The sequence below is a fragment of the uncultured Rikenella sp. genome (assembly GCF_947628055.1).
GTDB lineage: Bacteria > Bacteroidota > Bacteroidia > Bacteroidales > Rikenellaceae > Rikenella.
In genome coordinates this window covers 1-20,783 of record NZ_CANQYJ010000036.1, presented here as the reverse complement: position 1 = coordinate 20,783, position 20,783 = coordinate 1, and the positions used below count along the sequence as shown (strand labels likewise).

Genomic DNA, 20,783 nt, shown 5'->3' with positions numbered 1-20,783 from the left:
CCGACAAGGCGAAACCGGCTGGAGACACTTTCTTTGTCTACTTTCTTTGGTGGCAAAGAAAGTAGAAGCCCCGCCGGCTCGAGGCGGCAAAGCAAAATGTTATTCCATGAAGCGGATAGCCTTGTACAGTGGCAGAATTCGGCTCGACTGGGATCTCCCGATGACGCCCCGGAGCCACCTCAGGCGGAGGGGAGCAATTCGCACAGCTCATTGCTACTCCGCTGGCTCCGGGACGTTTTTTCTCTGTAAATAAGCTGTACTTTGCTTGCGCACCGAGAAACTCAGGTTCGCAGAACCGGGCGGGCCGCAGCCTCCCCCCCGCGGAGGGTGCCGCTCGGCACTCGAGCCGGGCTGTAACTACCCCCAACTTCGCAGACTGCGACCTCTTTACCACTAAAAAACGTATTTGCCCGCGCGCTGGCGGAAATCCTGTTCAAAAGCAATTCATGCTTTTGAACGATTTCCTACTCTATCCGTCGCGCGCGGTACCGCTTGCCGCGAAAAAGAGAAAACTGCCCTTACGCCGGGCAGGCGGTGCCGCTCGGCACTCGAGCCGGACTGTAACTACCCCAACTTCGCAGACTGCGACCCCGCTTTATTAACCGACCCGTTTAAAAAATATCTTTCAGTTCGAGCAGGCTCCGCACCTCGTACAGCGGATGCTGGTCATGCTCCGCCCCCGACCGATTCACGAACACCGACGGCATCCCCGCCGTCGAGGCCCCGTAAATATCCGTGTAGACATCGTCCCCCACCATAATACACTCTCCCGGCGTCACTTCCGCCTTGCGCATCGCATACTCGAAAATCCCCGGATTCGGTTTTCCGATCCCCGCGAACTCCGACGTCGTGATCCGCTGGAAAAACTTTTTCAACCCGCTGTGCTCCACCTTGCGGAACTGCACCTCGTTGAATCCGTTGGTAATCAGCGACATCGCATATCCTTTGCCGAGTAGGTACTCCAGCACCTCCAGCGAGTGCGGCATCAGCGCATGGAACGTCGGCGAGATGCGCAGATATTCGTTGCTCATATCCATCGCCAGCCGCTCGTCGCGGATTCCCCCCGCCTCCAACAGACGCACGAACCGCTGGTTGCGCAGCGTCTCCCGGGTCACAATCCCGTCCCGGTACTCCGTCCACAGCTTTTGGTTGATCTCCCGGAACGTATGGTAGTACGTGTCGAAATCCGGGAAATGATCTGCCATGCCGAAAACGGAGAATAATTCGCGCTGTGCCGCCTCCTGATTGCTGCGGACATCCCAGAACGTGTCGTCTAAGTCGAAAAAAAGGTGCTTGTATTTCATAAATATCTCCGTGGATTCTCTGATATTATCTGTTTTTCTTTGGCAGCCGGGGTACTGTTCTTTTTCATTTCGCTCCGTTTGTTTTGCGTGCCGTCAGGCACCGGCCCCGCGCGCGACAGCTGGAATAGGAAATCGTTCAAAAGCAATTTATGCTTTTGAACAGGATTTCCGCCAGCGCGCGAGACAATTACAGCTTCGGTTTCGGTCCACAGCCTGCGGAGGATATTTTGGGTAGTTACAGCCCGGCTCGAGTGCTGAGCGGCACCGGCCCTCCGCTGGGGGTGGCGTCGGCCCACCCGACCTGCGGTCGCAAATAGTGCAGAAAAAACAGTGCGGTTGATCTCAATGATCTTTCTTTGTCAGGCCGGAGCCCCCGGTTGCGGAGGCCTGCAACTCGCCATGCTCGTTGGGCCCCGCTGGCTCCGGCCAAAAAAGGGTAATTACAGCCCGGCTCGGGTGCCGAGCGGCACCGGGCCTCCCCCCGGGGTGGCTCCGGCCTGACACGGGGAGATCATAGTCGTAATAAATCGTACGTTTAATAAAACGATCGCAGCCTGAGAAGAACGCCAAACGATTAAAATCCGACAGCCCGGCAAGAATACCCGGCAGCACCAGGCCCGCCCGCTGGAGATGCCGCCCGCCCGATACAGGGAGACACAGCCCCCTCAGCGCCTCTCGAAAATCGTCCGCCTCTCCCGTTCTGCAATCGCCCGCACCCACCGTTCCGGCCCCGCCGACCAGTTATCCCGCGCCCTCGGCGACAAATGCGGATGCGCCACTATCCACCGCGCCAGCGCCAGCCGGTAATCCTCCGCCACGACCACCGGCTCCAACCCCATCTCCACCAGATCCCGCGCCCGGAACGAATTGAGCACCACCGTATAAATCCTCTCCGGATCGAACTTTTCGCCCCGCTCCGTCTCGTAGATCGTCACCCGGTGATGATAGCGCGCCGTCAGATCCACCCGAAACCGGATGCCCGCCACGTCGTCATGCAGATAGTAAGGCACCTTCAAACGCACCAAGTCCGACTGCGGCCCCTCGATCTTGAAAAACCGCATCCCGAACACCTTCTCCATAAATTCTTTCAGCTGCCGCCCGGAAAGGCGCACCGTCACCAACTGATTGTCGAACCGGAACAGCGACAGCACATCGCTCAGACACAAAAAGCCCTTCAACCGAGTCGCGTCCATCGCCGGCGGGGCAAAAAACGACACCTCCGCCCCTTTCGCCACATCGAAATGGAACCGATGAAACCAGTCCGCGAACGCCGACGGCCCGAAAAATCCGTCCCGGGTCGAAATCGTCGTATCCAGCTCCGCCACCGGCTCCAGAAAAAACCGCCGCACCCGTTTTTCGTCCGCCGCAAACCGCTCTTCAAAAGCCCGTAAAGGCCGAATCCCGCCGAAATCCTGCCGTTTGACCCGCACCGCCGCACGCCCGTCCACCGTATATCTGTCCGCCACCAGCCATTCCGTTTCGCCCAGCGAATCCACCGCTCCGCGCGTCACGCCGAACAGAGACCGTATCGAATCTTTTTCCCCCTCCGGCACATAACCGACGGCGAGCATTACTCTCGAGCGCAGCGTGCTGTCCGCCAGAGCCGCATAAACACGGTCGCCCAACGACAGCTCCCGCACCGGCATATCGACAAGGAAAAGATTCTTCTCCCCCAGCTCCGTCCGCCACGCCTCGGCAAAGGCGGCCACCGCCGCCAGCGAACCCTCCCGGTAACGGTTCGTGAGCGGATCAGCGGCGAACAGAGGGGAATTCCCCGGTGTGACGACCAGTCTCTGATGCTCCTGCGCCCCGGCGCCGAAAACCTGCAAGAATAAGAAAAACAAAAAGATCCCGTAGCGCATCTTTTTCGGAAACTATATGAAAAAGGCACACGGCAAGAGACTACCAGCACAGAGGCAGTTCCAGCCGCCCCAATCAAGAATAGCCCCGAGCGTGTGCCGTATCGGCAACGCAAGGAGCTTCCTTGATTGATGCTTCAAATAGGCTGGAACTTTTCTGTGCTGAAGCGTGCGTTAAAAGAACAATGAGGGGTAAAGATAGCAATTAAATGTGAGAAAGTGGACAAAAACGCAGTAACAAACAAGCAGGAAAGCGATTTGGAAGCGGTGTTGGCAGCCGACGGGCAGCCACGGGAAATACTGTAAAGCCCCAGGCGGCACGAGCCGGAAAAGGGTGAATGAAAAATGCGGATATAATAAAAAATAAAGTATATAATTGCTTCCCGTTGCGTCCGGTTTTTCAGGCCGCCTTCTCAAACCGCCTGTCTGCCAAAACCGTCACCCCATTCTTCCGTGGTTCACGTTTTATATATATCTTTGTTTTCCTAAGACTTCAAAAACATGACATATATGGCTCAGGATCAATTTGTAAACCGCCACATCGGCAATGGACCGGAAGAGGTGCGGGAAATGCTTTCCGTAATCGGGGTGAAATCGGTTGCGGAACTGATCGACCAGGTCGTACCGCCGCAGATCCAGCTGCCCAAGCCGCTCCCCCTGCCGGAAGAGGGGATGAGCGAGTACGATTTCGCGGCGCATATCCGCGAGCTGGGGGCGAAGAACAAGCCGCTGCGGACTTTGATCGGGATGGGATACTATGGGACGGCGACCCCGGCGGCGATCATGCGCAATATCTTCGAGAATCCGGCGTGGTATACCTCTTATACGCCGTATCAGGCCGAGATTTCGCAGGGGCGGCTGGAAGCGCTGCTCAATTTCCAGACGGTGATCAGCTCGCTGACGGGGCTGCCGGTGGCCAACTGCTCGCTCTTGGACGAGGCGACGGCGGCGGCCGAAGCGATGATCATGATGTTCAACCTGCGGTCGCGGGAGGCGGTCAGAGAGGGGAGGAACGTGTTGTTCGTGGACGAAAATATCTTTCCGCAGATTTTGGACTTGCTGCTGACCCGCTCGGAGCCGCTCGGGATCGAGTTGGCGGTGGATGCGTACGGCGAATACGAGTTCAGCGGCAGGGAATTCGGAGCGATCGTGCAGTACCCGGGGTGCAATGGACACATAGCCGACTATTCGGCTTTTGCGGCGGCATGTCATGAACGGGGGATGTTGGTGGCGGCGGCGGCGGATATATTGTCTTTGGTGTTGCTCAAATCGCCGGGTGAGTGGGGGGCGGATATTGCGGTGGGCTCTACGCAGCGGTTCGGGATTCCGATGGGATTCGGCGGGCCGCATGCGGGGTATATGGCCACTCGGGATGCCTATAAGCGGAATATGCCGGGGCGGATTATCGGGGTGTCGGTCGACCGGTTAGGGAATCCGGCCTTGCGGATGGCGCTCCAGATGCGCGAACAGCATATCAAGCGGGAGCGGGCTACGTCGAATATCTGTACGGCGCAGGCGCTGCTGGCGACGATGGCGGGAATGTATGCGGTGTATCACGGGGCGGAGGGCTTGCGGCGGATTGCCCGGCATGCGCACGCGCACGCCCATGCGGCGGCGGAGCTGATCAAAGGGCTGGGGTATGAATTGGTGTCGGACGACTATTTCGATACGATCGAGGTGCGGGTCGAGGATGTCGAACGGATCGAGGCGATCGCGCTGGCCAAGAAGCTGAATCTGTTCTATCCGGCGAACGATGTGGTGCATATCAGTTTCGACGAGGTCTCTACGGTGGCAGAAGTGAATACGATTGCCGCTATTTTTGCGGAGGCGCTCTCAGGAAAGGCGGGGGCACAGTCTGTGCCGGCTGTCGATGCGGTCGAGGAGGGGATTTTTTTCAACAGCGCTTTGCGGCGCGAGAGCGATATATTGACCGAACCGGTGTTCCGCAAGTACCGGAATGAAACCGACTTGATGCGCTATATCAAACGGTTGGAACGGCGCGACATTTCGCTGGCCGACTCAATGATCTCGCTCGGGTCGTGCACGATGAAGCTCAACTCGGCGGTTTCGATGATGCCGCTGTCGCTGGCGGAATGGGGCAATGTGCATCCGTTCGTGCCGCTGGACCAGGCCGAGGGGTATATGGAGATGATCCGGGGTTTAGAGCATGATCTGGCGGTGATTACGGGCTTCGATGCGATCTCGCTGCAACCCAATTCGGGCGCGGCGGGCGAATACACGGGCCTGATGGTGATCCGGGCTTACCACCTCAGCCGGGGCGATAGTCAGCGGCGGGTGGTCTTGATTCCGGCTTCGGCCCACGGCACCAATCCGGCGTCGGCGGCGATGGCGGGGATGAAAGTGGTGGTGGTGGACACAGATGCGAACGGAAATGTGGACGTGGACGACTTGCGGAGCAAGGCGGAGGAACATGCGGCGGAGTTGGCTTGCCTGATGATTACCTATCCTTCGACGCACGGGATTTTCGAGAGCCGGATCAAGGAGATCGTCGATATTATCCACGCGAACGGGGGGCAGGTCTATTTCGACGGGGCGAACATGAATGCGCTGGTGGGCATTTCGTCGCCGGGATTTATCGGGGCGGATGTGTGTCATCTCAACCTGCACAAGACGTTCGCCATTCCGCACGGCGGCGGGGGGCCGGGCGTGGGGCCGATCGGGGTGGCGAAACATTTGACCCCGTTCCTGCCGTCGCATTCCATTGTGAAAACGGGCGGCACGGAGGGAATTACGGCGGTCTCGGCGGCACCGTGGGGGAGCGCATTAGTGCAGCTCATCTCGTACGGCTATATCAAGATGCTGGGGGCGAAGGGGTTGCGACGGGCGTCGGAGATGGCGATCGTGGCGGCGAATTACATGGCGTGTGCTTTGAAAGGACACTACGGGATCGTCTACACGGGCGAAACGGGGCGTGTGGGGCATGAGATGATCGTGGATTGCCGGAATTTCAGGGCGGACTACGGGGTCGAAACGGGGGATATTGCGCGGCGGATGATGGACTACGGTTTCCATGCGCCGACGCTGTCGTTCCCGGTGCACGATACGCTGATGGTGGAACCGACGGAAAGCGAACCGAAGGCGGAGCTGGATCGGTTTATCGAAACGTTGATTGCGATCAAGGCGGAATGTGCGGCGAATGTGGGGCGGGAGGATCATATCGTGAAGAATGCTCCGCATACGGCGTTCGAGTGCTGCGGTGCCGATTCCGATGCGGCGGGAGAGGGCTGGGGGCACTCGTATTCGCGGATGCAGGCGGCGTTCCCGCTGCCGTGGGTGCGGGAGAACAAGTTCTGGCCGTATGTCTCGAAGATTGATGCGGGGTATGGGGACAGGAATTTGGTTTGCACGTGCGAACCGTTGGAAACGTATCGGTAGGCTCTGGCTGCGGTGTTTTTGGGGGGATTTGGGCTTGGATAGAGTTCCGGTTCCGGCGATGCGGCATTTTTTATGGGGTTTTCTCGGTCCGGTTCCGGCTTGGGGTAGAGGCTGCCCAAGCGATACGAAGTATCGCAAGCCCGGCGCGGGGCCGCCTCTCGGAGTTTTTAATTGGGGCTTGTACGACTTTTTGCTCGGCGCGCGGCCCCGTTGTGGATTTTGTTGGAGTTTGAGAGAACTTATTAAGCGCGGCTGCCCGGCCCGAGGGTAGTTCTCTTTTGTTGTGGCGGAGCAAACTCCCCGGCTTGAGTGCCAAGTGGCGCCCGCGCGCGACGGCTGGAGAAGGAAATCGTTCAAAAGCAGCTTGCGCTTTTGAACAAGATTTCCGCCAGCGCGCGGGAAAGAACAGTTCTTTTGCGCGCTACGCCGAAAGAGGAAAATCGACGTTTTCAACTCGCGTTGAAAACGATTGATTTTCCTGGCGCGCGGAAATTATTCGGGGGAGCTTTGGTTCCAGCGAAACGCAGTTTCGCCTGTCCCGCCGGGGTCACCCGGACGCCGCCCGCGCAGGGCAGTACCCTCCTTTTGAACGAGTTATCTTGGTGCCGGCAGGCCAATAAAACACCCGAAGGGTGCGGTTGGAGTGCCGAGCAGTTCCTGCGCGCTGCGCTTAAAGAGCGAAATCATTTCGACAAACGACAGTTTGTTAAAATAAGATTTCGCTGGCGCGCAGGAGAGACAGCAGAGGTAAAGGCGGTTCAGTTCGCGTGTTGATCGGCCCCGCGCGCGACGTCTGGAGAAGGAAATCGTTCAAAAGCATGAATTGCTTTTGAACAAGATTTCCGCCAGCGCGCGGGCAATGAATGTTTATTGGCGTGCGGGCAGAGATGGATTTAAATGTGATCGGGTCGGACGCCCGGGAGAGAACGCAACGAGCACCGTCGAGTTGCGGGCCTCCCGACGGGGAGGCGTCCGGCCCGCCCGGTTCTGCGAACCGGATTTTCCCGACGCATAGGCAAATACTGTTTTTGATCTGCAAAGGGCCACAGCCTGCGGAATTGGGGTAGTTCCAGCCCGGTTCGGGTGCCCAGTGGCACCAGGCCTCCGCCCGGGGATAGCTCCGGCCTGACGGGAAATCACAGCCGAGGTATTTTTCTGAGCGCGAAAGCACCCCCGGGAATGTCGCGTTTTGACTTGAGAAAGCCGGGCTGAACGACCGGCTTTCGACAAGGTGAAACCGATTCCTGGCACTTTTCTTTGCTTCCTTTCTTTGGTGGCAAAGAAAGGAAGTGCCCCGCGGCATGAGCGAAGTCCGCCCGGTTCTGCGAACCGGATTTCCGTCGGCGCGCGGCGAAGAATGATTCTGAATAGCACCGGGTCGCCGCCAGCGGAAAGAGCAACAAGCACCGTCGAAGTTGCTCGCGCCGCGTGGGGTGGCGGCGACTCGCGCGACCCAACGGGCCGCGGTTTACTTAGCTTCCGACAGTAAAACGGCCGGAGCCTGCGGAAGCTTTGGGGTAGAGGCGGCCAATAAAACAGCCAACGGCTGCGGCTTGAGTGCCGAGCGGCACAGGGCCTGCGCCCGGGGTGGCTCCGGCCTGACATGAGGAGATCACAGTCGAAAAGCACTTTCGAGTGGCATGTGGGATAAAGCCCAGCTTCGGGTTGCAGCCTGCGGAGCTAAGCAACGAAGTTGCGGGCCTCCGCTGCGGGAGGCTGCGGCCCGACAAAGGGAGATCACAGCCAAAAGTCCTTTAGCGTCCCAGCGGCACTGGGTCGAACGCCCGGGAGACCTCGGGTAGTTCCAGCCCGGTTCATGTGCCGAGCGGCACTAGGCCTCCGCCAGAGCGGCTCCGGCCCGCACGACCTATGGCCGCAATTCCAGACATCGCTTATTTACCGTACCTTTGACCAACACATTTCTAACCCACACTACTAAATAACGATGAAAAAGATTTTATGCTGGTCACTGCTGGCGCTGATGTCGGCGGGAGCGGCCGTTGCGAAAAAGAATGTCCGGCCGGCTCAGCCAGCCCCGGCGCAAACCGGCGTTTTTCCGATGCGGGAAGTGCAGACCGAAACTGCCGATTTGCAGGAACTGCTGGAATTGAAAGGCATGTATATCCGCAAATACGATTTGTCGGGCATACGAGATACGACCTTGCGGGTGGTCGTGCAAATCGACGAATATTTCGGACGCGACTCGGTGCGGCCGGTGCGGAAGATAGTGCTGGGGGACATCTGGTCGCAGCGGGATTCGTCGTACGTGAAAAGCCTTAAGTTCCTGATAGTGCCGAAAACGGATTCGACGGCCATGTTTTATTGCGATCTGGAAGATAGGGGGCAGCGGGGCGAGTTGTTGAAATTCAACAGAGCGAAGCCGGATTTCAAGAAATTTAATAGCTATCGGCCGCGGCCGTTTAAGTTCGAGGGATTGGAGGCCGGAAAGGTAGTACCGGTCATGCTGTTCGGGGCGTTCTGGTACGATGCGGAATTATCGGAACGTTACCACGCATCGCTCTATCGCTTTTGTATGGAGAATGAAATGGCGGCGGATATGCATAACCAGGCTTTCGACAACATGCCGCACTATTGGGTCATCCGCGTCGGCCTCGAAAAACGCTAAAAACCCGACAACAGCTTGTAAATAAAAAAAATATCGTACCTTTGCGACGCCTTTCGGCACCTGCCCCTGTCTTCGGAGGCGGCTGTCGAGAGGCGTCAATACATAATGTCTAACCCGTTTAGTTTCATTCAAATCGACAAAATGACTACAAACGCAGAAGAAACGAAGGCACAGAAACCTTCTAACGCATCGGTTCCGGTCGAATCGTTCAACTGGGAGGCTTTTGAAACCGAAGCCGGCCTGTACGGCGGCGAATCGAAAGAAAAGATCGCCGCAGAATACGACCAGACCCTTTCCAACATTCAGGCGGGCGAAGTGCTGGAAGGTACCGTGACCGCTATCGACAAACGCGAAGTGCTGGTCAACATCGGCTTCAAATCGGAAGGAGTGATCGCCAGCAGCGAATTCCGCTACAACGCGGATCTGAAAGTGGGTGACAAAGTCGAAGTGTACGTGGAATCGGCCGAAGACAAAAAAGGCCAGCTGATCCTCTCGCACAAGAAAGCACGTCAGCTCCGCTCGTGGGATCGCGTCAACGAAGCGCTCGAAAAAGACGAAATCATCAAAGGATACATCAAGTGCAGAACGAAAGGGGGGATGATCGTCGACGTATTCGGCATCGAAGCTTTCCTGCCGGGTTCTCAAATCGATGTGAAACCGATCCGCGATTACGATATTTACGTGGACAAGACCATGGAATTCAAGGTGGTGAAGATCAACCAGGAGTTCCGGAACGTGGTCGTGTCGCACAAAGCGCTGATCGAAGCCGAACTCGAACAGCAGAAAAAAGACATTATCGGCAAGCTCGAAAAAGGGCAGATTCTCGAAGGGACGGTCAAGAACATTACCTCTTACGGGGTCTTTATCGACCTCGGCGGGGTCGATGGCCTGATCCATATTACCGACCTGTCGTGGGGCCGTGTGAATCACCCGGAAGAGATCGTGCAGCTGGATCAGAAACTGAACGTGGTGATCCTCGACTTCGACGACGCCAAGAAACGGATCGCATTAGGGTTGAAACAGCTGACGCCGCACCCGTGGGATGCGCTGGCTTCGGAACTCAAAGTCGGCGACAAAGTCAAGGGGAAAGTGGTCGTGATGGCGGACTACGGTGCGTTCATCGAAATCGCCCCGGGCGTCGAAGGCTTGATCCATGTGAGCGAAATGAGCTGGTCGCAGCATCTGCGTTCGGCACAGGACTTCATGAAAGTCGGGGACGAAGTGGAAGCGGTTATCCTGACCTTGGATCGGGAAGACCACAAGATGTCGCTGGGTATCAAACAGCTGACGCCGGATCCGTGGGAAAATATCGAAACCAAATATCCGGTAGGGTCGCGGCATAGTGCGCGGGTGCGCAACTTCACCAACTTCGGAGTGTTCGTGGAACTCGAGGAAGGGGTGGACGGCCTGATCCATATCAGCGACCTGAGCTGGACCAAGAAAATCAAACACCCGTCGGAATTCACCCAGATCGACGCCATGATCGACGTACAGGTGCTCGAGATCGACAAGGAAAACCGCAGACTCAGTCTGGGGCACAAACAGCTGGAAGAAAATCCGTGGGATGTGTATGAAACCATCTACAAGCCGGATTCGATCCACACGGGGACGATCACCGAGGTCAACGACAAGGGGGCTGTGGTGACGCTGAACGAGGGGGGCGAAGGATTCGTGCCGGGTCGCGGGTTGGTGAAAGCCGACGGAACGACGGCGACCAAGGGGGAAACCCTCGAATTCCGCGTGCTGGAGTTCGGAAAGAACAATCGCAAGATTATCTTGTCGCATACCCGCACCTTTGAAGAAGCTAAGGCAAAGGAAGATGCCGTGAAAGAGGCCTCGACGCAGGATGCGGTGAAGAAACTCTCTTCGTCGATGGAAAAAACCACGCTGGGGGACATTTCCGGGCTGGCTGAACTCAAAGCGCAGCTGGAAGGGAAGAACTAAGGCCTCTCTAAGTTCGCCGGGATGACCTTTCAGGTGACCATACTGGGATGCAGTTCGGCGCGGCCGACGCCTTCCAGGCATCATACTGCTCATGTACTGAACGTACATGAGCAGTTTTTTTTGATCGACTGCGGGGAGGGGACGCAGTACCAGATGGCACGATATGGAATCAATCCGCTGAAAATCAATGCAATTTTCATCACCCATTTACACGGGGATCATGTGTACGGGATTTTCGGACTGCTCTCGACGATGGCGATGATGGGGCGGCAGCGGGCACTGACGATTGTGGCGCCGAGGCCTTTCGCTTTGATGTTGGAGGGGCATTTTTCGTTTTTCGGTATCGAGCTGCCGTATCCGTTGGAGATCCGGGAAATCGATGCCAGATTATCGGCGGAGGTGTGGTCGAACCGGACGATGACCGTGACCAGTGTGCCTTTGAGGCATCGCGTGCCGTGCTGCGGCTATCTGTTCCGGGAACGGGAGCCGGGACTCAATGTGTACCGGCACTTGGTCGAGGGATACGGGTTGGATCCGCTGCAGGTGGCGGCATTGAAGCGGGGGGAGGATGCGGTGTTGGCGAACGGGATGCCGCTCACGGCGGCGGAGGCGACTTATCGACCGTACGAGGCGCGGAGCTACGCTTTTTGCAGCGACACGACGGCTTCGGGAAAGGTGGCTTCGATCGTGCGCGGGGTGGACTTGCTTTATCACGAGGCGACCTATCTGCATGCGGATCGGGCGCTGGCGGAGAAAACGGGACATTCCACGGCCTTGCAGGCGGCCCGGCTGGCGAAAAAAGCAGGGGTGCACCATTTGCTGTTGGGGCACTATTCGGCCAGATACAAGGAGCTGGAACCACTCTTGACGGAGGCGCAGGGGGAATTCCCGGACACGGTGCTGGGGCGCGACGGGCTTGTCCTGACTTTGGAGAAAGACCATTCGCTGAAAATCGGCTCGATTTAGGCGGGGAGTTGGTGTATATTTCGGCCGAATGGTGTAATTTTGTGTTTTAGCATGGGTTCATTGGTCGCGTGCGGGATTCGGGTAGTCCCGGCCCAAACGATACGAAGTATCGCCCGCTCGCTGCGAGCACGCGGGGCCCGCCCGGCCCGAGGGCGGTTTCCTTCTTTGGGGTAGTTTATCTTGTTGCCGGCAGGCCAGCAGAACACCCGAAGGGTGCGGATCGCGTGCTGAGTGGTACCGGCCCCGCGTGCGACGGCTGGAGCAGGAAATCGTTCAAAAGCAGCTTGCGCTTTTGGACAGGATTTCCGCCAGCGCGCGGGAAAAAGACCGTTTTTGATTTGCAAAGGGCCGCAGCCCGCGGAAGATATTTCGGGTAGTTACAGCTCGGCTCGAGTGCCGAGCGGCACCGGCCCTCCGCATGCCCGGGGCTGCGGCCCGCTCGGTTCTGTCGAACCGGATTTTTACCGGTGCGTAGGGGCGAAGAACCGTTTGACCGGCAGCGAAGTCGGTAGAGGTGTGGGGTAGAAACGATCATAAAACAGCCAACGGCTGCGGATCGCGTGTTGAGCGGCACCGCTGTTCCCAACCCCATAGTCACAATAGGTACGCGCAGTGAAACAACAGCAGCCAATGACTGGACTTACAATGAACAAAAAGACCAAAATCTAAACACCGTTATATGCAGGAAAAGATATTGATACTCGACTTCGGATCGCAGTACACGCAGTTGATCGCGCGGCGTGTGCGCGAACTGAATGTCTATTGCGAGATACACCCGTACAACCGTTACCCGGCGATCGATTCATCTGTAAAAGGGGTGATTCTGTCGGGCAGTCCGTATTCGGTGCGGGACAAGGAGGCGCCGCAGATCGACCTCGGCGGAATCAAGGGTAAACTGCCTTTGCTGGGGGTGTGTTACGGGGCGCAGTACCTGGCGCACCATTTCGGGGGCGAGGTGGCGCCGAGCAATTCACGGGAATATGGCCGGGCCATGCTCAGGAAGGTGGAGGGGAACAATGCGCTGATCCGCGATTTGAGCGATCCGACACAAGTGTGGATGTCGCACGGGGACACGATCGTCAAGGAGCCGACCGGCTGCGAGATCATCGCGAGTACGGAGGATGTGCGGGTGGCGGCGTTCCATATCGCGGGGGAACAGACTTGGGGGATTCAGTTCCATCCCGAGGTCTACCACTCGACGGAGGGGATCAAGCTTTTACGGCATTTCGTGGTGGATATCTGCGGCTGCCGGCAGGATTGGACGCCGGCGTCGTATATCGAAACGACAGTGCGCGGGCTGCGGGAAAAATTGGGAGATGATAAAGTCGTGCTGGGCTTGTCGGGAGGGGTGGACTCGTCGGTGGCGGCGATGCTGCTGCACAAGGCTGTCGGGATGAATCTGACCTGTATCTTCGTGGACATGGGCTTGCTGCGCAAGAATGAGTTCGCCAGTGTGCTGGATTCTTACAAGAATATGGGGCTGAATGTGATCGGGGTCGATGCGGGGGACAAGTTTTTGGGGGACTTGAAAGGGGTGACGGATCCGGAGCGGAAGCGGAAGATCATCGGACGTGACTTTATCGAGGTGTTCGATGAGGAGGCGCAGAAACTGAAGGGGGTGAAGTGGCTGGCGCAGGGGACGATCTATCCGGATGTGATCGAGTCGGTGTCGGTGAACGGGCCGAGCGTGACGATCAAGTCGCACCACAATGTGGGAGGGCTGCCGGAGAAGATGAATCTGCGGATCGTGGAGCCGCTGAGGCTTTTGTTCAAGGACGAGGTGCGCCGGATCGGGCGCGAACTGGGCTTGTCGGACTTGCTCTTGGGGCGGCATCCGTTCCCGGGGCCGGGGCTGGGGATCAGAATTTTAGGGGAGGTGACCCGGGAGAAGGTGCGCATTTTGCAAGAGGCGGACGCGATCTTCATCCAGGCTTTGCGGGATGCGGGTTGGTATGACAAGGTGTGGCAGGCGGGGGTGATGCTGCTGCCGGTGCAGAGTGTGGGGGTGATGGGGGATGAACGGACGTATGAGTCGTGTGTGGCGCTGCGGGCGGTGACTTCGACGGACGGCATGACGGCGGACTGGGTGCATCTGCCGTACGAGCTGTTGGCGAAGGTGTCGAATGATATTATCAACAAGGTGCGGGGGATCAACCGGGTAGTGTATGATGTCTCGTCGAAACCGCCGGCAACGATCGAGTGGGAGTGATTTTGTTTAGGCGATTAATATACTTTATCGTAGGTTTATTTTGCATTGTGCCGGATGGAACTGCCGCTTTCTTGTAAGAAAGCGGCGCAAAGAACTTTTGAGATAGCTGCGCTACTCCTTACGCTCCGCAGTCCTTTTGCATTGCATTTTCTTTGGGGTGTGGCAATAGCGGGCTTAAGACGTTACTTACCTAAATGCCCGCTATTGCTCACACCCCAAAAGAATCAAAGACAAGGGTACCCGGCAGGTTCAAGAGATGCGTTAGCATCTCAAAAAGTTTTTCTGGTTCTCTTTGTTCACAAAGAGAACAGTTCACTCCCGAACACGTACAATAAAACCTACGGTTATTTGTTGTCATTGCGATCTTTCGGATCGCCGGCCTCCGCGGTGCCGCCGGGCACTCCGACCGGGAATTTGCTCAGCCTTAAGGGTGGGCGCGAGGTCGAACTAAGGAACAATAGAGAACGAACCCTCCAGCGGGGTAGAAATAAACCGAACCCATAAAAACAGCATAAATGATTATTCTCGTATTGAACTGCGGCAGCTCCTCCATCAAATACCAATTGATCCGGATGAGCAGCCAGAGCGAACACCAGCTGCTCGCCAAAGGAGTTGTGGAACGCATCGGCCTGACCGACGGCATCCTGACCCACAAACCCACCGGGAAACCGAAATACGAATTCGTGCAAAGCATTCCCGACCATTCGGTCGGGATCAACCTGATCCTCGACGCCTTGATCGACGAGCACCACGGCGTGATCGGGAGCCTGAGCGAGATTTCGGCCGCCGGACACCGCGTGACGCACGGCGGGGAATACTTCTCCGACAGCGCGATTGTCAATCCGACGGTCAAACAGCAGATCGAAAGCTGCTTCAAACTCGCCCCGCTGCACAATCCGGCGAACCTCAAAGGGATTCTGTCTATCGAGCGCCTGCTGCCCACTATTCCGCAGGTAGCCGTATTCGACACCTCGTTCCACCAGACCATGCCGCGGGAATCGTACCTCTATGCCATCCCGTACAAATACTACGAGGCAGACCGCATCCGCCGGTACGGGTTCCACGGAACCAGCCATAAATACGTGGCGCAAAAGGCCTGCGGGATGACCGGCCTCGACTTCGAGCACTCCAAGATCATCACCTGCCACATCGGTAACGGGGCTTCCATTACGGCGATCAAGGACGGGAAGTCGTTCGACACCTCGATGGGATTCACCACGGTGGACGGTCTGATGATGGGCACCCGCAGCGGGGAAATCGATCCCGGCGTACTGCTGGATATTATGGACAAAGAGGGGCTGAATACCCAAAAGGCCACCGACCTGATCAACAAACAGTCGGGATTGCTGGGGGTCAGCGGGGTTTCTTCGGACTGGCGCGACGTGCGCGAAGCGGCTGAGAACGGCAATGACAGGGCCAAGTTGGCGCTGGACATGTACATGTTCCGCATCAAACGGTTCGTAGGAGCGTATATGGCGGAGCTCGAAGGTACGGATATGATCGTGTTCACGGGAGGGATCGCCGAAAATGTGGCGAAACTGCGCTACACGGTATGCAAAGGCTTGGAATCCATGGGTATCTACCTCGATAACCAGGCCAACGATGCGGCTTACGGAGAGGATGCCATTATTTCGACCCCGAACTCGCCGGTCAAAGTCGTGGTTGCCACCACCAACGAGGAACTCGTAATCGCATCCGACACTTTCCGCCTGTTGCGCAAACGGCCGGAACAGCAATAGTACGATACACTTTAATGAGTAAGGGGGTGTGGTTTCCAACGGAACCACACCCCCTTTTTTAGGTAACTATACACTATTTTACACCGAATTAAATTCGTGATTGGATTTGCATCGCCGTCGGTCGTGGTTCTCGCGGCGAAGCCGCATTTGCAAATTGGATTCCGATCGAAGCCCCCGCCAAGGCGGGGGCTTCGATCGGAATCCGCAAGGTTATGCGGTTTTGGATTACCATCGGTGTAAATTTGTATATAATCGTTTTTTTATATTTTCACAATTATATACTCTTACTGTCCCCGCATTTTTACCGACCGTTTTTTGCTTGTCCGGTACCGTACCCCATGGGGCGCTCTCTTACCCTAACAAAAGGATCGCAACAATTAAAACCCGTACATTTATTTATCGCCTCGAGCCGGGCTGTAACTACCCTAAACGGCCCCGCTGGCTCCGGCCCGGCCCAAGCGAAAGTTGTTTGTTAGTACGGTTACCTGCAGGGAGTAATAAAAACCGGACGATTGAAAATCAAGAATCTATTTATGTTCCGCCTGTGCCTGGCAAGCCGTAATGGCCACTAAATTGACGATGTCGCTCACCGAGCAGCCCCGCGAGAGGTCATTGATCGGCGCCGCCATCCCCTGCAGGATCGGCCCGATCGCTTCCGCATCCGCCAGACGCTGCACTAATTTATATGCAATGTTTCCTACCTCCAAAGTCGGGAATACCAGCACATTGGCCCGCCCCGCAATCTTCGACCCCGGCGCCTTCTTGGCCCCCACGCCCGGCACCAGCGCCGCATCCGCCTGAAGTTCCCCGTCGATCTTCAGGTCCGGCGCCATCTCCTGCGCCAGACGCGTCGCCTCGACCACCTTGTCCACCATTTCATGTTTGGCCGACCCCTTGGTCGAAAAGCTCAGCATCGCGATCCGCGGCTCCATGCCCACGATCGTCCGCGTCGTCTTGCCCGTCTCTACCGCGATTTGCGCCAGCTCCGGCGCCGTCGGATTCGGATGCACCGCACAGTCCGCAAACACCATCATCCCGTTTTCCCCGTAGTGCTTGTCTTTCAGCAACATGATGAACGCACCCGACACCACCGAAATGCCCGGTTTGGTCTTCACGTACTGGAATGCCGGCCGAAGTACATCCCCCGTCGCATTCCCCGCCCCCGCCACTTCGCCGTCCGCATCGCCCGCCTTGATCATCATCACCGACAGGTACAACGGATTGAGAATCAGTCGTTCCGCATCCTCGCGGATCAATCCCTTCGCCGCGCGGATTTGCAGCATCAGGTCGATATATGCCTCTTTCTTAGGATGATTGGCCGGATCGACGATGTGAATGTCCCCGTTGGTAACGTGTTCCAGCCCCCAGTCCGCAGCCAAATCACGCAACTCGGTCGGATTGCCGATCAGTGTGATGTCGGCGATCCCCTGTTCCACGACTTCGTTCGCTGCGCGCATAGTGCGCTCTTCATTGCCCTCCGGCAGCACGATGCGCTGTCTGGCGGACCGTGCCTGTTCTCTGATTCTGTCTAAAAGTTCCATTATCTGGTGGTTTTTATTGTCATTCCCAGGAAAGTCGCCCCGATGCACAGCACGAGGCTCATACCTATATATGCCAAAGCGAGGGTGTGGTGTCCGTCGCGGATGAGCCGCACGCTTTCGAGCGAAAAGGTGGAAAAGGTGGTGAACCCGCCGCAAAAACCCACCACGCCCAGCAGATGTTGTGCCGATCCTTGTTCGACGTATCGCAGCAGCATTCCGATCAAGAACGATCCGACGACGTTGACTGCCAAAGTCGCCCACGGGAAGCGTCCCCCTCCGCCGCGCATGGCAACTAACGTGGCGATCCCGATCCCCACGCCGTACCGCAAGACCGATCCGGCGAAGCCGCCGAGCCCCACCCACAGCAGATTGCTCCACATAATCCGTAATTTTCGTTCGACGCTAACAAAGGTACGGTTTATTTTAGGCCCTTGCAAGCGTTCCCGCAATCTCCCCCGATCTTCCGCTGTCAGGCCGGAGTCACCTCGAGCGGCACTTCCGGGCGGGCTGCTAATGCGGGGATGCGGGAAAAGGGATTCATTATGCAAAATAAATCGTACCTTCGTGCCAGTTTTATGTTTTAAATCCCGTTAAAGATGAGCAAAGGACCGATTTCACAGTTCATTACACACAATTACCGTCATTTCAACGCCGCTGCGCTGGTGGATGCGGCCAAGGCGTATGAGGAGCATATGAATGCCGGGGGCAAGATGATGATCACGCTCGGCGGGGCGATGTCCACGGCCGAATTGGGGATTTCGCTGGCAGAGATGATCCGGCAGGACAAGGTGCAGATTATCACCTGTACGGGGGCGAATTTAGAGGAGGATTTGATGAACTTAGTGGCGCATTCGCACTACAAGCGGGTGCCGCATTACCGCGACCTGACGCCGCAGCAGGAACGCGAGCTGTTGGACAATCACCTGAACCGGGTGACGGACACTTGCATTCCGGAAGAGGAGGCTTTCCGCCGGCTGCAGGGGCACATGGAAAAGATTTGGAAAGAGGCGGACGCACGGGGAGAACGCTACCTGCCGTATGAGTTCATGTACAAGCTGATCCGCAGCGGGGTGCTGGAACAGTACTATGAGATCGACCCGAAGAACAGCTGGATGCTGGCGGCGTGCGAAAAGAATCTGCCGATTATCGTGCCGGGCTGGGAGGATTCGACGATGGGCAATATCTTCACGTCGTATGTCATCAAGGGCGAGATGAAGGCTTCGACGGTCAAGGGGGGGATCGAGACGATGATGTTCCTGTGTGACTGGTACAAACACAATTGCGGAGGAAAGGGTGTGGGCTTTTTCCAGATTGCGGGGGGGATTTCGGGGGATTTCCCGATCTGCTGCGTGCCGATGATGTATCAGGATTTGGGCTGGGAGGAGACGCCGTTCTGGGCGTATTTCTGCCAGATCTCGGATTCGACGACTTCCTATGGGTCGTATTCGGGGGCGGTTCCGAATGAAAAAATTACGTGGGGCAAGTTAGATGTCGATACGCCGAAGTTCATCGTGGAGAGCGATGCGACGATCGTGGCGCCGCTGATGTTCGCTTATATTCTGGGGTGGTAGTTCCTTGGGATTGCATCCGGATCTGTATTTATGGGCGCGCTTTTTCCTTCGTGGGGGAAGCGCGCTTTTTTGTTGGGGCTACGGCGCCTAAAGGAGTAGCTTCACAAAGTTTCTTTGGTTCTTTCTTTTCAAAGAAAGAACGGTACCAGGCAACATAGTGCAATATAATCCTACGGTAATTCCGTCCATTCCGGCGGGAAGTCCGGACAAACCGCTGAAAATTACAGCCGCAATAGTGGCAGAACCGAAAAATGGTTGCATATTTGCATTTCATTTTTCGCTCCTGCGGGATCCGGCACGGACGGATCGCCTCGAAAAGGCCGAAGTAGCGCAGTTGCACGACCCTTAACCCGTCCTATCCGCCACAGATGAAAAACAAATACATCGACCTGATCGAACAAACCTTCGAGTTCCCGCAGGATGAATTTTCCGTGGTCGACAACAACCTCAACTTCCACGACGTACCGCTGATGGACATCATCAAACAGTACGGAACCCCGCTGAAAATCACCTACCTGCCCAAGATCAGTTCGCAGATACAGCGAGCCAAGAAACTCTTCAACGTGGCGATGGCCAAGGTCGACTACAAAGGCACCTACAACTACTGCTACTGCACCAAAAGCTCGCACTTCTCGTTCGTGCTCGAAGAGGCGCTCAAGAACAAGATCAACCTCGAGACCTCGTCCGCCTACGACATCCACATCATCAACGCCCTGTACGACGGCGGGATGTTGGACAAAGACACCTACATCGTCTGCAACGGCTACAAGCGGCCGCAGTACGTCGAGAACATCGCCGGGCTGATCCACAACGGATTCATCAACACGATCCCCGTGATCGACAACAAGGAAGAACACGAGCTGTTGGACGCGGCGATCAAGAAACCGTGCCACATCGGCATCCGCATCGCATCGGAAGAGGAGCCCAAATTCGACTTCTACACCTCACGGCTCGGGATCCGGTATCGCGACATCAAGAGCTATTACCTCGAAAAAATCAAACCGAACAAAAAATTCCGGCTCAAGATGCTGCACTTCTTCATCAACACCGGGATTCGCGACACGGCTTACTACTGGAACGAACTGTCGAAGTGCTTAGCGGTGTATTGCGAGCTGAAGCGAGTATGTCCGGAGCTGGACTCCCTGAATATCGGAGGCGGGTTTCCGATCAAGAACTCATTAGCTTTCGACTACGACTACGAATACATGACCGAAGAGATCGTCGCCCAGATCAAGACCTATTGTAACGTGAACGGAATCGCAGAGCCGAACCTATTCACCGAGTTCGGATCGTTCACCGTGGGGGAAAGCGGCGCGACCTTATACTCGATCATCAACCAGAAGCAGCAGAACGACCGCGAGCTGTGGTACATGATCGACTCGTCGTTCATGACGACGCTGCCGGACACGTGGGGGATCAACCAGCGGTACATGATGCTGCCGATCAACAACTGGGACAAGGAGTACCAGCGGATTTTCTTAGGAGGGCTGACGTGCGACAGCGAGGACTACTACAATGCCGAGGCGCATCAGAACGCGATTTTCCTGCCGAAACTCTGCCCGGGGGACACGCAGTACATCGGATTTTTCCACACGGGGGCTTATCAGGAGTCGCTGGGGGGATACGGG

At 56.7% G+C, this 20,783-nt stretch carries 13 protein-coding genes; 9 read left to right on the top strand and 4 right to left on the bottom strand.

What is annotated here, in order from left to right; translation table 11 throughout:
* Positions 1-611: 611 nt before the first annotated feature.
* Positions 612-1,304: a YjjG family noncanonical pyrimidine nucleotidase gene (locus Q0Z93_RS05065; RefSeq protein ID WP_298063317.1), complete on the bottom strand. Its 693-nt coding sequence runs from the start codon at positions 1,302-1,304 to the stop codon at positions 612-614.
* Positions 1,305-1,969: 665 nt separating this feature from the next.
* A complete protein-coding gene (locus Q0Z93_RS05060) occupies positions 1,970-3,166 on the bottom strand; it encodes a 5'-nucleotidase (RefSeq protein ID WP_298063314.1) in 1,197 nt (398 codons plus the stop codon).
* A 507-nt stretch (positions 3,167-3,673) separates the two neighbouring features.
* On the opposite strand from Q0Z93_RS05060, the gene gcvP reads away from it, so the two are divergent.
* The 7 genes from gcvP to Q0Z93_RS05025 all read left to right on the top strand — a co-directional run bounded on the left by gcvP (position 3,674) and on the right by Q0Z93_RS05025 (position 16,043).
* Positions 3,674-6,559 carry an aminomethyl-transferring glycine dehydrogenase gene (gene gcvP, locus Q0Z93_RS05055; protein ID WP_298063312.1) on the top strand — a complete coding sequence of 962 codons (2,886 nt, stop codon included), beginning with the start codon at positions 3,674-3,676 and terminating at the stop codon, positions 6,557-6,559.
* 372 nt (positions 6,560-6,931) lie between these two features.
* Positions 6,932-7,333: a hypothetical protein gene (locus Q0Z93_RS05050; protein WP_298063310.1), complete on the top strand. Its 402-nt coding sequence runs from the start codon at positions 6,932-6,934 to the stop codon at positions 7,331-7,333.
* A gap of 1,171 nt (positions 7,334-8,504) precedes the next feature.
* On the top strand, positions 8,505-9,185 hold the full coding sequence (locus Q0Z93_RS05045) for a DUF5041 domain-containing protein (RefSeq protein ID WP_298063306.1): 681 nt from the start codon (positions 8,505-8,507) through the stop codon (positions 9,183-9,185).
* Positions 9,186-9,326: 141 nt separating this feature from the next.
* Positions 9,327-11,129 carry a 30S ribosomal protein S1 gene (gene rpsA, locus Q0Z93_RS05040; protein ID WP_298063303.1) on the top strand — a complete coding sequence of 601 codons (1,803 nt, stop codon included), beginning with the start codon at positions 9,327-9,329 and terminating at the stop codon, positions 11,127-11,129.
* 21 nt (positions 11,130-11,150) lie between these two features.
* Entirely contained in the window at positions 11,151-12,095 is a 945-nt protein-coding gene (locus Q0Z93_RS05035) for a ribonuclease Z (protein WP_298063300.1), read from the top strand.
* 679 nt (positions 12,096-12,774) lie between these two features.
* Positions 12,775-14,304: a glutamine-hydrolyzing GMP synthase gene (gene guaA, locus Q0Z93_RS05030; RefSeq protein WP_298063297.1), complete on the top strand. Its 1,530-nt coding sequence runs from the start codon at positions 12,775-12,777 to the stop codon at positions 14,302-14,304.
* Between the two features lie 515 nt (positions 14,305-14,819).
* Entirely contained in the window at positions 14,820-16,043 is a 1,224-nt protein-coding gene (locus tag Q0Z93_RS05025; protein ID WP_298063295.1) for an acetate kinase, read from the top strand.
* A 527-nt stretch (positions 16,044-16,570) separates the two neighbouring features.
* Here the strand turns inward: Q0Z93_RS05025 and pta are convergent.
* Both pta and crcB read right to left on the bottom strand, forming a co-directional pair.
* The gene (gene pta, locus Q0Z93_RS05020) at positions 16,571-17,584 is read right to left on the bottom strand and encodes a phosphate acetyltransferase (protein ID WP_298063293.1); all 1,014 of its coding nucleotides are present in this window, start codon (positions 17,582-17,584) and stop codon (positions 16,571-16,573) included.
* A complete protein-coding gene (gene crcB, locus Q0Z93_RS05015; RefSeq protein WP_298063291.1) occupies positions 17,584-17,964 on the bottom strand; it encodes a fluoride efflux transporter CrcB in 381 nt (126 codons plus the stop codon). Before crcB ends, pta begins: the two co-directional genes overlap by 1 nt.
* A gap of 216 nt (positions 17,965-18,180) precedes the next feature.
* Between crcB and Q0Z93_RS05010 the strand changes: the two genes are divergently transcribed.
* The gene (locus Q0Z93_RS05010) at positions 18,181-19,155 is read left to right on the top strand and encodes a deoxyhypusine synthase family protein (protein WP_298063289.1); all 975 of its coding nucleotides are present in this window, start codon (positions 18,181-18,183) and stop codon (positions 19,153-19,155) included.
* A gap of 368 nt (positions 19,156-19,523) precedes the next feature.
* The coding region (locus Q0Z93_RS05005) for an arginine decarboxylase (protein WP_298063286.1) at positions 19,524-20,783 on the top strand (1,260 nt) is incomplete at its 3' end.